We start from the raw sequence: 15,215 nt of genomic DNA on the forward strand, positions 1-15,215 counted from the left end.
ATTGATACACCAAAAAGCTTTCGACCTATGATCTGCCCATATTAATTACCCCAAAAACGGATACAGTTTGCAACTCTATTTTCATTTATGGCGATGGTCGTCAGGCCATGGGGGATTTGTATGAAATTTCGAACATAATCGACGGACTGAACTCACACGCCGCTCGTTTTGTATGATATTTCGGCTACATTTTGTCATCCCTATGCCGAGTCATCATCCCAACCCGGTTTAAATTTAATGCAACGCCATTGGCAAATAGAGGAACGTATGTCCGCGTCACCTGCCGGAAGGTGGCGATATATCACAATGTTAGCGCACCACACCCGCGTATCACAGCACCATCACACCGCACCGCACGTTTCGCACCGCTACGCATCGCAACGTGACTCACCGCATCAACCTGCCGCGGCATGCTTAGTACCTGCCGCCCAATCGCAGATCGAATGATTCGACCCCACCCGTCACCCATCCTTCGCCATCCTATGTTTCCCGTACAGCGTCATGCGAACCCAGATGACGTTCAGCAGCAGGAACACGCCGGACATAATAAAGATGCCCTGAATGCCGATCCAGCCGGACAACGCCCCGGCGACGATCGGGCCGACCATATTGCCGAGGCTCAGCGTGCTGCTGTTAAAGCTGTATGCCCGGCTTTCCATCCCGTCCGGCGTATATTTGCGGATGAGAGAGTTGACCGTCGGAAGCAGGCCGCCCATGAAGACCCCGAGCAGGAAGCGAACGATCAACAGCTGCCAGACCGCCCCGACGAAGGCCTGCGGAATAATCGTCACGGCCGCGCCGATCAAGGAGAAGGTCAATATTCTATGCGCCCCGATTTTATCGCTCCATCTGCCAAGCAGCGGCGAGGCTACCATGTTGGACATCCCGGTAATCGAGCTGACAAAACCGGCGAGCAGCGCGAGATTTTCTTTCGAGCCGTGCAATTGCTGCACATAGATCGGAATCAAAGGAGCGGGTCCTTGCATCGCGAATTGAATGAGAAACGTAACCGCCAACAATGCCATCAAAGGCTTCACTTTGCTGAGCTGGGCAAATCCCGCCATCACCGATATTTGCGGTTTATGCACCGCTTTCTCGCGGTCGAACGATTCTTTTACCGTCAATAGAGCCAATAATGAGGCTAGAGACAAAAGCGCCCCCGTTATGTAAAAGATCGGACGATAGCCGACGGCATCCGCGAGCGCCCCGCCGATAAACGGGCCGAGAATGGTGCCGGAGACCGCGCCGGATTGCATAATGCCCATCGCGAAGCCCATCTTCTCCTTCGGAGTCGTGGCCGAAACGAGCGAGATCGCGGCGGGATTGAATCCGGAAATCGTTCCGTTGAGCATGCGCAGAATGAGCAGGTGCAACGGCGTTTGCGCAAATCCCATGAGCACCATAACGAAGGACATGCCGAATCCGGACCGGAGCAGCATAATTTTGCGCCCGTATTTATCCGCCAATTTCCCCCACAGCGGTTGAAATATAAATGAAGTAAAAAAATTGCCCGCAAAAATAATACCGGACCATACCCCGATTTCATGCAAATCGGTCAGCCCGAGATCTTCCTGCAAATATAAAGATAAAAACGGCATAATCATCGTCATCCCGGCCATGACGAGAAATTGCCCGAACCATAATACGATCAAATTGAGCTTCCATCTTTGCAAAGTGACCGCCACTTCCTTTCCGTGTTGACTGATCATGACGATAATTATATTATATCACAGTCTGCGACTTCATCTTTCCAAGGCGTTTGTGATATCCGTCACAAGATTGTCAAAGGAAGCAGGCTTATTCATGTTGTTGGGGGATCGGAAAATAGGCATAATGTATTTTAGGGAAATGGTACGAGGTGCAAAATAAAGAAAAGAGGTACGACGAATGGCTTATAACGATCGATTTATTCGCGCTTGCGGCAAACAAACGGTGGATAAAATTCCGGTATGGTACATGCGTCAGGCCGGCAGATACGATCCAGACTATCGTAAAATCAAAGAAAAATACAGCTTGCTCGAAATATGCCGCCAGCCTGAACTGGCCGCGGAAGTTACGCTAATGCCCGTCCACAAATTAGGCGTCGACGCGGCGATACTATACTCCGACATTATGAATCCGGTTGCTTCGCTAGGCGTTGATTTTGATATTGTAGCCAATATCGGACCTGTCATACATAATCCGATTCGTTCGGCGCAGGATGTCGCCAATTTACGGCCGATCGATGTGGAAGGAGATTTGGGACATGTCATCGAGACGATACGCATATTGGATCGAGAACTCCAAGTCCCGCTCATTACGTTCGCCGGCGCTCCGTTTACGATTGCCAGTTATTTGATCGAAGGGCGCCCGTCCCGGAATTATATTCGTACGAAAGAAATGATGTACGGCGCGCCGGACATTTGGTTTGCGCTCATGGACAAGCTCGGCGATATGGTGATCCAATACTTGCGGGCGCATGTCGCCGCGGGCGGCAAAGCGTTCCAATTGTTCGACAGTTGGGTCGGCGCATTGGCTCCGCATGATTTCGAGCGTTATGTTTTGCCGACGATTACCCGGATTTTTACGGAATTGCAGCATTTGGACGTGCCGAAAATTTATTTTCCGGGCGTCAGCTCGGGCGAATTGCTTCCGTCCTTGCGGAAGCTTGAGGCCGACGTGATCGGGCTGGATTGGCGCGTGTCGATTCGGGAAGGGCGGCGGAGATTGGACAACCGGTTTGCCGTGCAAGGCAATTTGGATCCGCTCGTCTTAACCGCGCCTCAATCTGTCATCGAAGAGCATGCGCGGAACATTATCGATCAAGGCGTCGAGCAGCCGGGATTTATTTTCAATCTGGGTCATGGCTTGTTCCCGGAAGCGTCCTTGGACAAATTGCGGGAACTGACGGCATATGTTCATACTTATTCGGAAACGGCTTTGAAACAAAACTAAAGAAAGAGGGATGGAAATGGCGCATACGAAAATCGGCGTACTGGTAATGTCGTACGGCACACCGGAAAGCATGGATCGGATCGAAGATTACTATACTCATATTCGGCGCGGAAATAAGCCTTCCCCCGAGCAGCTGCAGGAGCTAACGGACCGTTATGAAGCGATCGTAGGCGGCGTTTTTCCGTTAAGGGAAAATACGGACAAGCAAGTTGCGGCTTTGGAGGAAACGTTAAACCGCGGGCGGGGGGAAGGAGACGTACAATTCGTTTGCTACCAGGGCTTGAAACATGCCAGTCCGTTTATTGAAGACGGCGTGGAGCGCATGGTGAAGGACGGTATTCGCGAGGCGGTTGGCGTCGTGCTTGCGCCGCATTATTCGGTCATGAGCGTAGGGGCGTACAACCAGCGGGCCCAGACGAAGGCGGACGAACTCGGATTGAAAATATCGTTCGTGAAGAGCTATCACGACCATCCGAAGCTGATCGAAGCGCTGACGCGGCGGGTCGAACATTCATTGCAGCAATTCGAGCGGCAAGGGGAGGCGCGCGATCAAGTTCGCGTCCTGTTCAGCGCACATAGTTTGCCGGAGAAAATTGTCGAGATGGGCGACCCCTATCCGGAGCAGCTATTGGAAACGTCCCGCCTCATCGCGGATCGAGTCGGGTTGCCGCAATGGCAGTTTACGTGGCAAAGCGCCGGAAGAACGGCAACGCCGTGGCTCGGTCCGGACGTGCTTGATACGATGAGCGCGCTCGCCAAGGAGGGGACGAAAAACATTCTCGTTGCCCCGATCGGGTTCGTCTCCGACCATTTGGAAGTGCTGTACGATCTGGATATCGAAGCGCAGGCAATGGCAAAAGAGTTAGGCATCAAATTTGCGCGGACGGAGTCTTTGAACACCGATCCGTTATATATGGAGACGTTGGCCGATGTTGTAAGGCAGCAATGGGAAGGGAATGAGTAGACCATGGCGGAGCAAGCGCATCGTTTTGTCGTCATCGGCGGAGGAATCAGCGGATTAACCTCCGCTTTTTATATCAATCAATATTGCAAACGGCATCGGATTGCGGCCGAAATTACGCTCTTGGAAAAAGGGAGTGCGCTCGGCGGCAAAATCAACACGCTGCATCGCGACGGCTTCGTGATCGAGAAAGGCCCGGATTCGTTCCTGGCGCGCAAACAAGCGATGATCGACCTCGCGCGGGATCTCGAGCTTGAGCATGATTTGGTCGCAACGAATCCGGAAGCGAAAAAAACGTATATTTGGCATGAAGGGAAGCTTCGAGGAATGCCTCCGGGACTCGTGCTCGGCATTCCGACGGAAATCGGCCCGTTTATGCAAAGCGATCTCGTCTCGATGCCTGGCAAGCTGCGCGCTTTAATGGACTTGTTCATCCCGGCGCGCACTTCGGATTCCGGCAACGGACCGGAGGACGAATCGCTCGGAGCGTTTATTACCCGCCGCCTGGGCGGCGAAGTGTTGAAAAATATTGTCGAGCCGCTGCTCGCCGGCATTTATGCGGGCAATACGCATAAGCTCAGCCTGCAGGCGACGTTCCCGCAATTCCAAGAAGCCGAAATACGATACGGCAGTCTAATCCAAGGAACGAGGATCAATCGGCAAAAACCTGTGATCCCGGAAGGCCAGCCGGAAATCGCCAAGAAAACGGTGTTCTTGACGTTCCGCCAAGGGCTGCAAAGCATCGTGCACGGCTTGATACGCGAGTTGTCGGCATCGTCCGTTCGGTTATGGACCGATACCGCGGCAGAGAAGCTGCAGCCATTATCCGAAGAGGAGGGGCGCGGCTATCGCCTTGAACTGGACGACGGACGCCGGCTCGAGGCGGATACTGTGATTGCCGCGACGCCCGCGTTTGTAACCGCGCCGTTATTGGCGCCGCATCTCGATGTGGATACGTTGCAGCGGATCAATTACGTGTCCGTCGCTAATGTCGTCTTGGCCTTCGAGCGGGAGGACATCGCCCAAGTGTTGGACGGCAGCGGCTTGCTCGTGCCGCGGGGCGAAGGTCCGGCCATTACGGCCTGTACATGGACGTCGGCCAAATGGCTGCATACGAGTCCCGACGACAAGGCGCTGCTGCGCTGCTATGTCGGCCGCGACGGCGAGGAGCACTACGTCGATCTGCCGGACGAAGAGCTGATTGCGCTCGTGCGCAACGATTTGCGCCATATTATGGGCTTGACGGCGGAGCCGCTATTTACGGAAGTGACACGATTACGGCGTTCGATGCCGCAATATCCGGTGGGACATATTCAAGCTCTCGCCGCTTTCCGTTCGCAATTAAGCGGGACGCTTCCCGGCGTCTACATTACCGGCGCGGGATACGAGGGCGTAGGTTTGCCCGATTGTATTCGTACGGCGAAAGAAACGGCGGAGCAGGCGGTGAAACAAGCGGCGGAACGGGCGAACGCTTAAGCGTACGTGGACGCGTGATTAAAATTTATCGCTCGGCAATATCGGAGGGTGTTCTATTTATCGGGACAATACTGGTATAATGGAAATAATATGCTTTCTATCCATTGAGAGATAAGGAGATGCCATGTATAGATCCCGTTCGGAAGCGTTCCGGCTTCAAAAACAAAGGCAGAGACGCAAAATTCGCAAGCTGCTCTTGCTGAATCTGTCGATGATCTTTCTCATCGTCATATTGGCCGTCTTTTTATGGCAACGCAGCGACGGCATCAATGCCTTGCCGACGCAGCATCCTTCCGGCTCCGGCGCGAACGGCCCGCAGGCGGAAGGCAGTTCCGGCCCGCCGTCCGGGCAAGCCGAAGAAGAACTCGGCGGAGGGGTCGACGAACCGTCCGGAGAATCGGAAGCGCCGGCGGCAGAGGCCGAAACCGAAGACGAGCCGATCAAACTAACGTTTACCGGCGACGTGTTGCTCTCGGGCAAAATCGACAAGCTGATGCGCGAGCATGGATACGATTATCCGTACCGCTATGTGGCGCCGATTTTTCAACAAGACGATTTAACCGTTGTTAATTTGGAGACGCCGGTGACGGAACGCGGCACGCCGGCCGTAGATAAAATGTTCGTGTTCAAATCGTCGCCCAAAGCGATTCCCGCATTGGCCGAAGCGGGGGTAGACGCCGTCAATTTGGCCAACAACCATATATTGGACCAGGGAGTCGAAGGGCTGTTCGATACGATCGATGCGTTGGACGAAGCCGACATCAAGCATGTCGGAGCGGGGAAAGACGCGGATAGCGCATTCCGTCCCGTTTATTTCGAGCGGAAAGGGATGAAGATCGCGCTGCTGGGCTTTTCGCGCGTCGTGCCGGAAGTAAGCTGGAAGGCGAGCGCCAAGCGCCCCGGCGTTGCGGAGACGTACGATTCGACCCGAGCGGTCGAGGCGATCCGCGCGGCGAAGGAAGAGGCCGATATCGTGCTGGTCATGGTGCATTGGGGCGAGGAAAAGAAAGATTTGCCCAATAAATTTCAAAAAACGCTTGCCCATCAGTATATCGACGCGGGAGCGGATTTGATTATCGGCAGCCATCCGCATGTGTTGCAAGGGTTCGAGCAGTATAAAGGCAAATGGATCGCCTATAGCTTGGGCAATTTTATTTTTACGAAATCATCCCACCCGAAAACATGGGAAACGGCGATTATGCATGCGGAATGCTCGAAAGACGGGAACATCTCGCTCAGGCTGACCCCTTACCATGCCGAATTGGGGCAAGCGGTGCCGATGGACGAGGAGACGGGAAAAGCGTTGCTGCGGCGCGTGTCCGACATTTCATTCGGCGCCAAAGTGCGTGATGACGGAACGATTGTTGCCTTAAGCGACAGCGGCCGATAAAACAGCAGATCTAGATCCCTTCTGCGGCAGCGGGGGTCGATCGGGACAGGAAAGGTGAATACATAACATATGGAACAGATTCGAAACGTATATTGCGTCGGAAGAAACTACAAACTGCACGCCGCCGAGCTTGGCAACGAACTGCCGAAGCAGCCGATGATCTTTATGAAGCCGACTCATGCGGTCGTTCCGCTTGACCAGGCGGAGATCGTCTTGCCGTACGACCGCGGCGAAGTGCATTACGAAGCGGAACTTGTTATCCGTATCGCCCGCGATTACCGCCCCGGGGCGGGAGCGGACGAACTGATCGACGGGCTGGCGCTCGGCATCGACTTCACGCTGCGCGACGTCCAAACGGAATTGAAGCGACAAGGCCATCCCTGGATGGCGGCGAAAGGATTTATGAATTCGGCCCCGGTTACGCCGTTCATCTCGTTCCCCGGGATCGATCGGTTAAACGAGACCGATTTCACGCTGCGGCTCAACGGTGAGGAAGTGCAGCGCGGCAACGCTCGCGATATGATTTTCAGCGTACAGACGGTGATCGATTATATCGCCGGGCATTACGGCATCGGAGCGGGGGACTTGATTTTTACCGGAACGCCGGCCGGGGTCGGCCGCGTTCAAGCCGGAGACAAGTTCGAACTGTATTGGGGGAGCGAACGGCTGGGCGCTTGTATGATGAAATAAGGGGGGGACGCGATGACAACTTGGCTGATCGGTTTCGCCTGCAGTTTGGCGGTTTCTGGCGCCGCTTATTGGAAGCATGCACTCTCCCGGTCCGGCGCGATGGCGGCAGTTGTGATGGGAACGGTTTATTACGCGGCAGGGAGTCTCGTTTGGTTCGGGACGCTCCTTGCTTTTTTCATCTCTTCCACCCTTCTGTCCAAATGGAAAAAACGAAAGAAAGAGCGTTATGAAGCCGCATACGAAAAGACGGGAAGGCGCGACGCGGGGCAAGTGCTCGCAAACGGCGGCATCGGCATGCTGTTATGCGTCGTGTACGCCTTATTCCCTCATCCGGGCTGGCTGTTCGCGTTCATCGGCGTGATGGCGACCGTAAACGCGGACACATGGGCGACCGAAGTCGGGAGTTTAAGCCGGGCACGGCCGCGCTCGGTGCTTACTTGGAAGCCGATCCCTACAGGCACGTCGGGAGGAATATCGGCGTTAGGCACGGCGGCGTCTGTTCTCGGAGGAATATGGATCGGCACGATTGCCGATGCGCTGATCTGGCTCGAATACGGGGATGCGTTCCGCTTATCGTTCGTTTATGCCGGGGCGATCGCGGGCACATGCGGCGCATTCGCCGATTCGCTCTTGGGCGCCGCTTGCCAGGCGATGTTCCGCTGCGAAACATGCGGCAGGACGGTCGAGCGCCGGAACCATTGCGGCAGGCCGACCGTCCTTGTGCGCGGAGCCCGCTGGTTGAACAACGATTTGGTCAACGCGGTAAGTTCGTGTCTTGGCGGCTTGATCGGATTCGTTTGCGGCGTGTTGATCTAACGGCTCCGATCATTGACGCAACCTTCATAAAAGGATAATATTGCTATAAATCTAGTAATATAATAGAAATGGGATTTGCTAGGGTGAGGGGACGGGAGTCGTGAATCAAGCGCAAACGGAATTTCGTTTTCAAAAATACGTATATCACGGGACGTCGTCCGTTTATCTCGAGTCTTTCGCAGCCAAACTGCTCAACTCGGAGAAATGGCTGCCGAACCGCGATTTCGGATCGGCCTTGTACACGACGATCAGTTTGGAGCAGGCGGAAATTTGGGCGCTCCAAACTGTACAGAAAATGGGTTTCGATGATACAATAGATATGAAGCCGTGTGTATTGAAGATCGCCATCGATGCGGCCCGTTTGCGGGAATTATCGCCTCGAATGCTTGTTTTCATGGGCGATTCCATCGAGTGGGCGCGATTTATATACAGACATCGCGTCAATACGGATCGTTCATCCGATCCGTGCGGAACCGATCATCCCGATTTGATCATCGGACCGATGGGGGACAACGATACCGGGGCGATTGTCAAAATGGGCCAGTTGTCGGGCAAAGACGACCGTTGGTTCTACGATCAAATTATAAGGGATAGAAATCATCGGAAGTTGGATACGCTACAATTAGGCAATCAAATCGCGTTTTGCAGCGAGGCGTTATCGCCTTGTTTACACATAGCGGGATATTATCTATTCGAATACGGAAGGTGGGAGTACCATGCAACCGGGCGAAAAGGCATACGAACAACTCGATTATTACGAACAAGGAATCGTTAACAATCTCATGTCTGCCTACGGGCATTCCGCAGAGGATGCGCTGCGGATCGTCAATGAATATTTGCCAGTCCTGCATGCGCTGGATCGTTACGACAACACGGAAACTTATGCGGAGCGATTCCATTCCGCCTTTCAACGGAACGTCTCGGGGAAGAACTGGCTTGCCCGCATCCGCAAATTGTCCGCGGAGTTGAACCGCAGCGGCGATTATCGAACGAAAATCCAGTAAGCGAGAATACGATTGAAAGGACGCCGTCAGGCGTTTTTTTATTGGCAGCGTGCCGGAAATCAAATTTCCCCACGAAAGGTTGTTTAAGCTCTGTCACTAACAATTTAATAGAACTGGGTTATGAGGGATTCGGAGAAATTGGTGTGGGGAGATTAATCCTTAACCTGAGCAAAAGGGATTTCCACAAAAGGGGGCGGAAGAAGGAAAGCGCCCGGACCGATGCTGTGACGAAAATCATTGCGGCGCGGACGGAATGAAACGGTTTTGTGAACAATATGTATAATTTTGTCCTAAAGAATTGCTTTTCGGTGCATGGAAACGTACAATCAGGATATCCGTACCAATTGCAGGGAATAACGGATATGTTGTTGACGCCAGAATGGAGGGAAAAATGAATATGTTTAATATTTTTTATCAATCTCACGCAGGTTCGTGGGCCATATTGATTGTGCTGTTTCTATTAAGCTGCATCTTTCAACGGCAAAAGGTTACCGGAATTTTGTTGAAAATTTTTTACTTGATTATGCTCGTGTCGGGAATCGGTATGCTCGTAATGTTGAAATTCCCGCTGATGTACGTAATCAAAGGCTTGTTGGCGATTGTGGCGATCGGCATGATGGAGGCGATTATGGGCCGCTTGCGCAGAAAACAGCCGACCGCCGTTTTTTGGGTGATTTTAGTCGTCGCACTCGCATTGGTCATATTGCTAGGTTTCAAAGTTTTGCAATTTTAACAAAATTATTGATTGTAATGAGATGCGGGGTTTGACGGAATATGATCAAAAAAATGTTCTATCTGTTTTGGACGACGATGGCGCTCGGGATCGGCTCGGGCGTTTTGGTGTGGGCTTTGCTGCGGTCGATCGATCCGACGTTTATTTTTCTGGACGATAAAATAAGCAAATATGAAATTTCCTCGCTGTTTTTAGGGGTTGCGACCATTACGTTAATTAGCGTAATCGGTTTTATCGCTTTTTTGTTCGGCAGATTTTATATTATCGGCATTTTGCGCAACCGGCTAAAAGCGTGGAATTTTATCCAAATCTTTTTTATCGTGCTGACGTTGTTCGACCTGTTCTACATCCGTTTGAAAAAGTTCTCGAGCGGAGAGGAAAGCCTTGGAGCTTATATTTGGCTGCCGCTCGTCATTCTTCTTGTCGCCGTAGCGGTCACCTATTGGAAGGTCCGGCTCACCAACAAGCACGCGATCTTGCCGACGCTCTTCTTTATGATCGTTATTACGACGCTGGAACTGCTTCCTTCGTTATCGGTCAATCGTATCGAATATATTGTGTACATGCTCGTTCCGCTCGTCGTATGCAATGCGTGGCAAATTCTTACGCTGCATAAATTGGTAGGCGAGAAAGCATAACGGCATCGCGCGCCAACCTTGACCTAACCGGGCTTCCGCCGGCTGAAGTCAAGGTTTTTTGCGTTGTCCCGTTTATGTTACAATGAGAGAATACGACTTTATTCAAGTAAAAGTAGGGATTATAATATGAACTTATTGACGATCGAACATATATCGAAAAGCTATGGCGACAAAATATTGTTCCAAGACGTATCCTTCGGCATAGCGGAGGGAGAGAAGATCGGCATTATCGGAGTGAACGGAACGGGCAAATCGACGTTTTTGAAAGTGATTGCGGGCTTGGAGCCTCCCGACAGCGGTCAAATTTCCGTAGGAAATCGGGTGCGCATTCAATATTTGCCGCAACAGCCGCAATTCGATCCGGAGGCGACCGTCCTGCGGCAAGTGTTCCAAGGCGATTCGCCGCAAATGCGCGCGGTGCGCGAATATACGGAGACGTTGGAATTGCTCGCATTGAATGAAAACGACAAAGCGCTGCAGGAGCGATTGGTTTATTGGAGCGGTGAAATCGACCGCTATGACGCTTGGCAGTTGGAGAGCGAAGCGAAGACCGTGCTGACGAAGCTGGGCGTAACCCGTTTTGACGCGCGGGTCGGCGAGATGTCGGGCGGACAGCGGAAGCGGGTCGCTCTGGCCGCGGCGCTTATTCAGCCGTCGGATTTGCTCATATTGGACGAGCCGACGAACCATATCGATAACGCCTCCGTCATTTGGCTGGAGCAATATTTGCAGAAACGCAAAGGCGCGCTGCTCATGATTACGCATGACCGATACTTTTTGGACCGGGTGGCTGGCCGGATGCTGGAGCTGGATCATGGGCGCATGTTCAGTTACGAAGCGAATTACACCCGATTTCTCGAACTGAAGGCGGAACGGGAGGAGCGGGAAGCGGCGTCCGAGCAGAAACGGCAAAATTTGCTGCGAAACGAGCTGGCATGGATACGCCGCGGCGCGAAGGCGAGAACGACGAAGCAGAAAGCCCGCATCGACCGCTTCGAGCAGTTGCAAGCCCAAGAGACCGCCCATCGAACCGATACGCTCGACGTCTCTGTCGCTTCATCCAGGCTCGGCAAAAAAATAATCGAAATCGAGCATCTGTCCAAGAAGGCGGGCGATCGGACGTTAATTCGCGATTTCAGTTATATCGCGGTAAGAGACGACCGGGTCGGCATCGTCGGGACGAACGGAAGCGGCAAGACGACGCTGCTCAACATGATCTCCGGCGCCATGCCGGCGGATAGCGGTTCGATTGCGATCGGGCCGACGGTGAAGCTCGGCTACTTCTCGCAAGAGCATCAGGAACTGGACGAGGACTTGCGCGTGATCGAATACGTACAGGAGGAGGCCGAAGTCGTCCATACGGCGGACGGATCCGTCATTACGGCAGCGCAAATGTTGGAACGGTTTCTGTTTACGAGAGCGATGCAATGGACGAAAATCGCCAAATTGTCGGGCGGCGAGAAACGCCGGTTAGTACTGTTGCGGGTATTGATGAGCGCGCCGAATGTGCTGCTGCTCGACGAGCCGACGAACGATTTGGACATTCAGACGCTCGCCGTGTTGGAGGACTATTTGGACGAGTTTCCCGGCGTTGTGTTCGTCGTATCGCATGACCGGTACTTTTTGGACCGTACGGTCGATAAAATCGTCGCCTTCGAGGGGGACGGGGTTCTGCGAACGCATGTCGGCAATTATAGCGAATATGAACAATATGCCGGCAAACTTGCGGCGGACGCGGTGCCATCCGATAAAGCATCGGCCGGTGCGCCAAACGGCAAACCTTCCCGTCAAGAGCGGGAAAAGCAGGAACGACTGCGCTTTACCTATCAGGAACAGCGCGATTTCGAACAAATCGACGGCTGGATTGAGGAGACGGAACAGAAGCTGCGCGATATTGCGGAACAGATGGAGGCGTCGTTCAGCGACTCCGTCCGGCTGCAAGAGCTGGTGCAAGAACAAGAGTCGCAGGAACAGAAGCTGGAACAACTGATGGAGCGCTGGACGTATTTAAACGAATTGGCGGAAAAGATCGCGCAATCCAAATAGCCGGGAGAGCGACGTTGGCGGTAGAGGATACCAATTATTCCACTGGCGTTGCATTGAATTTTGCTAGCTGGGACGGTGTCGTTACATTTAACGGATTTCCAAGGTCTTATTTTTCAAATTTCAGTCGATTTTCGGAATTAACGGATTTTCGAACCGTTAACATGCCGCGGCCGGCCCGGAAATGCTATAAATAATCGTCCAGCACCATCACTTCACTGCAATCATCTGATAGACCTCCCGGAGATCGCCCGGAAGCGATATTTCCGCGCTGCGCATTTGCGAGGAACCGTCGCCGTCGAGGAATATGCCTTCTTTGCCGAGATCCGGGGCGATTCGTTCCAGGATGGCGGTTCGGAATTGTTCGGCGGTGCATGGGGTAGGGGAGACGATCAAGTACAGAGATCCGGCCTCGTCATATATCATTCCTGACCGCATGTGGAGGCTGTCGGCGAGAGGCAGCCCTTGTGCCGCCGCCTCGCCGGTCCAGGATGCTTCATCTTGTAAATTCATGCTGACGCCTCCCTGCGCCCAATAATTCGCTTGATCGGTGACAAGCAGTTCGTCGGCCGAACGGACAGCCTGAACCGACAGCCGATTGGCTGCGGCATCCCATACCAAGGTTCCGCGGGCATATTTGACGTTGAACCAACCGGAGCCGTATTGGCCTGGCTCCCCCTTAACAGGCCTATGATTTTGTACGGCGATGGAGAGAATGTCGCCCTCATAGAAAAAGCCGCCGTTGATTCCATACGATTTCGTTTCGGCAACGTTCGCGGCGACCGCTTGAAGCTCGATCCGGTCAGGCGTCGTTCTCATATAATGGAGGCGGACTCCGTTCGATGCGGTCGTACCCGCGTACGTATAAGTGCGAGGGGGCTCCGTATCGGCCCGGATCAGGCTAAGCGTCGCGAGCAAGCAAGCCGCAACGGCCAATGCCATCCGCCGTCCGGCTTTGCGCCGCCGAGTCGCTGCGGATAATTCCATTACGCCTCTTGCGCGTAGGCGGCAAGCAGGCGCGCCGTATTGGCGATCGCCTGAATATGCGTCCGCTCCATCGCATGCGAAGCGTGCACCCCCGGCCCGATTAAGGCGGCGCGGATATTATGTCCGGCCCGCAGCGCGGCCGAAGCGTCGGAGCCGTAATGCGGATATATATCGACGGCATAGGGGATGCCGTCTTGCTCCGCCAGCGAGACGAGGCGGCTGACCATATCGTAGTCATACGGTCCGGAAGAGTCTTTGGCGCAAATGGAAACATCGAGTTCCGTCGTCGTCAAATCGTCGCCGATCGCGCCCATATCGACGGCGATCAGTTCGGTAATTTCCCCGGGAATATAGGAGGCGCCGTGCCCGATTTCCTCGTAGTTCGTAATGATCGCCCGCAACGTTCTCGCCGGCGTCCAACCTTCGCGCCGAATCGATTCCAACAAGCCGAATATGGCGGCAACGCTCGCTTTGTCGTCCAAATGGCGCGATTTAATATAGCCGTTCCCGAGCAGGACGGCGCGCGCATCGAATGAGATGAAATCGCCCGGCCGAATGCCAAGCTTTGCGACATCTTCCTTGGTGCGGACCGGTTCGTCGATTCGAACTTCCATATTCGCTTCCTCGCGCTTGAAGTCGCGGGCGTCCGTATAGACGTGCACGGAAGGATGCGACGTTAAGATCGTGCCTGTGTACGTTCTGCCGTCGCGCGTGTGAATGAGGCAATATTCATTCTCAATGGATTGCATCATATAGCCTCCGACAGGCGTTAAACGCAGCGTTCCCGTCGCGTTCACGGAGCGGACCATCGCGCCCAGCGTGTCGGCATGCGCCGTCAATCCAAGCGCCCCTGCATGGTCCCGCCCGGGCACCGTCACGATGATTCCGCCTTTATGCGTCATTTCGGCTGCAAATCCGAGCCGCTCGGCTTCCGCGCCGATCCGTTCCATAATCCGTTTCGTATAGCCGGTCGGACTCGGTATGTTCAATATTTCTTCCAGAAACGATAGTATGTATTCACGATTCATTTGCGGATTCATTGCCCTTCTCCTTCTTGGACTGTTCTGCTTCTTCGTCCGATTGCTCTTTCGGATGTTCGTCCGATTGCTCATCCGGGAAGCTGTAACCGGTCGCCTCCAGAACTTGCTGCAATTTCCCTTCCGCGAGCTTCCATTTTTTCTGCAGCTTATATTGCAGAAAAATGCCGTACGACCCGACGATCACGCCGCCCAGCAGCGTGCAGCCCAATATGAGCAGTATAAGCGGGAGCTGTACGTTGCCGAACAACAGATTCACCCGAACCGGTTCGACGTTGATGACGGCGAATACCGCCGTAATGAGCGCAAAGATCAATCCCGCAAGCAATGACCATTGAATTCTCATAATAACCATGCCTCCTGTCGCATAAAATCCCTTGCCGGAAGACAAGGGACCGAATTTCATCCGCTAGCCGCGTTACGTGCGCGAATATGGTTGAATGTGTTCATTATATCATAACCGCAAGCCTGACGAATACGGTTTTCATCATAAATAGACCCTATCC

At 53.5% G+C, this 15,215-nt stretch carries 15 protein-coding genes; 11 read left to right on the plus strand and 4 right to left on the minus strand.

Annotated elements, in window-relative coordinates; all coding sequences use genetic code 11:
- Positions 1-461: 461 nt before the first annotated feature.
- Positions 462-1,673 carry an MFS transporter gene (locus KQI79_RS08475; RefSeq protein WP_253298022.1) on the minus strand — a complete coding sequence of 404 codons (1,212 nt, stop codon included), beginning with the start codon at positions 1,671-1,673 and terminating at the stop codon, positions 462-464.
- Positions 1,674-1,887: 214 nt separating this feature from the next.
- On the opposite strand from KQI79_RS08475, the gene hemE reads away from it, so the two are divergent.
- From hemE to KQI79_RS08530, 11 genes are all read left to right on the plus strand, one after another.
- Entirely contained in the window at positions 1,888-2,934 is a 1,047-nt protein-coding gene (hemE, locus tag KQI79_RS08480) for a uroporphyrinogen decarboxylase (protein ID WP_216537806.1), read from the plus strand.
- Positions 2,935-2,950: 16 nt separating this feature from the next.
- Positions 2,951-3,898 carry a ferrochelatase gene (hemH, locus tag KQI79_RS08485; RefSeq protein WP_216537807.1) on the plus strand — a complete coding sequence of 316 codons (948 nt, stop codon included), beginning with the start codon at positions 2,951-2,953 and terminating at the stop codon, positions 3,896-3,898.
- A 3-nt stretch (positions 3,899-3,901) separates the two neighbouring features.
- The gene (gene hemG / locus KQI79_RS08490) at positions 3,902-5,371 is read left to right on the plus strand and encodes a protoporphyrinogen oxidase (protein WP_216537808.1); all 1,470 of its coding nucleotides are present in this window, start codon (positions 3,902-3,904) and stop codon (positions 5,369-5,371) included.
- Positions 5,372-5,495: 124 nt separating this feature from the next.
- Positions 5,496-6,761, plus strand: a complete 1,266-nt coding sequence (locus tag KQI79_RS08495; protein ID WP_216537809.1) for a CapA family protein — start codon at positions 5,496-5,498, stop codon at positions 6,759-6,761.
- A 69-nt stretch (positions 6,762-6,830) separates the two neighbouring features.
- A complete protein-coding gene (locus tag KQI79_RS08500; protein WP_216537810.1) occupies positions 6,831-7,451 on the plus strand; it encodes a fumarylacetoacetate hydrolase family protein in 621 nt (206 codons plus the stop codon).
- A gap of 12 nt (positions 7,452-7,463) precedes the next feature.
- Positions 7,464-8,267, plus strand: coding sequence for a DUF92 domain-containing protein (locus KQI79_RS08505; RefSeq protein WP_216537811.1), 804 nt, complete (start codon positions 7,464-7,466; stop codon positions 8,265-8,267).
- 100 nt (positions 8,268-8,367) lie between these two features.
- Positions 8,368-9,042 carry a DUF3990 domain-containing protein gene (locus KQI79_RS08510; protein ID WP_216537812.1) on the plus strand — a complete coding sequence of 225 codons (675 nt, stop codon included), beginning with the start codon at positions 8,368-8,370 and terminating at the stop codon, positions 9,040-9,042.
- Positions 8,984-9,271: a hypothetical protein gene (locus KQI79_RS08515; protein WP_216537813.1), complete on the plus strand. Its 288-nt coding sequence runs from the start codon at positions 8,984-8,986 to the stop codon at positions 9,269-9,271. Before KQI79_RS08510 ends, KQI79_RS08515 begins: the two co-directional genes overlap by 59 nt.
- A 397-nt stretch (positions 9,272-9,668) precedes the next feature.
- The gene (locus KQI79_RS08520) at positions 9,669-10,004 is read left to right on the plus strand and encodes a DUF1516 family protein (protein WP_230190660.1); all 336 of its coding nucleotides are present in this window, start codon (positions 9,669-9,671) and stop codon (positions 10,002-10,004) included.
- A 41-nt stretch (positions 10,005-10,045) separates the two neighbouring features.
- Positions 10,046-10,642: a KinB-signaling pathway activation protein gene (locus KQI79_RS08525; protein ID WP_216537815.1), complete on the plus strand. Its 597-nt coding sequence runs from the start codon at positions 10,046-10,048 to the stop codon at positions 10,640-10,642.
- Positions 10,643-10,768: 126 nt separating this feature from the next.
- A complete protein-coding gene (locus KQI79_RS08530) occupies positions 10,769-12,688 on the plus strand; it encodes an ABC-F family ATP-binding cassette domain-containing protein (protein WP_216537816.1) in 1,920 nt (639 codons plus the stop codon).
- A gap of 207 nt (positions 12,689-12,895) precedes the next feature.
- Here the strand turns inward: KQI79_RS08530 and KQI79_RS08535 are convergent, their stop codons facing one another.
- From KQI79_RS08535 to KQI79_RS08545, 3 genes are read right to left on the minus strand one after another with little or no spacing between them, the layout of a single operon-like run.
- On the minus strand, positions 12,896-13,672 hold the full coding sequence (locus KQI79_RS08535; protein WP_253298023.1) for a hypothetical protein: 777 nt from the start codon (positions 13,670-13,672) through the stop codon (positions 12,896-12,898).
- Positions 13,672-14,712 carry a M42 family metallopeptidase gene (locus tag KQI79_RS08540; protein ID WP_216537817.1) on the minus strand — a complete coding sequence of 347 codons (1,041 nt, stop codon included), beginning with the start codon at positions 14,710-14,712 and terminating at the stop codon, positions 13,672-13,674. Before KQI79_RS08540 ends, KQI79_RS08535 begins: the two co-directional genes overlap by 1 nt.
- Positions 14,690-15,055 carry a LapA family protein gene (locus KQI79_RS08545; protein WP_216537818.1) on the minus strand — a complete coding sequence of 122 codons (366 nt, stop codon included), beginning with the start codon at positions 15,053-15,055 and terminating at the stop codon, positions 14,690-14,692. Before KQI79_RS08545 ends, KQI79_RS08540 begins: the two co-directional genes overlap by 23 nt.
- Between the last annotated feature and the right edge of the window lie 160 nt (positions 15,056-15,215).

This window comes from Paenibacillus sp. MSJ-34 (assembly GCF_018918005.1).
In the GTDB taxonomy this organism is placed as follows: Bacteria; Bacillota; Bacilli; order Paenibacillales; family Paenibacillaceae; genus MSJ-34.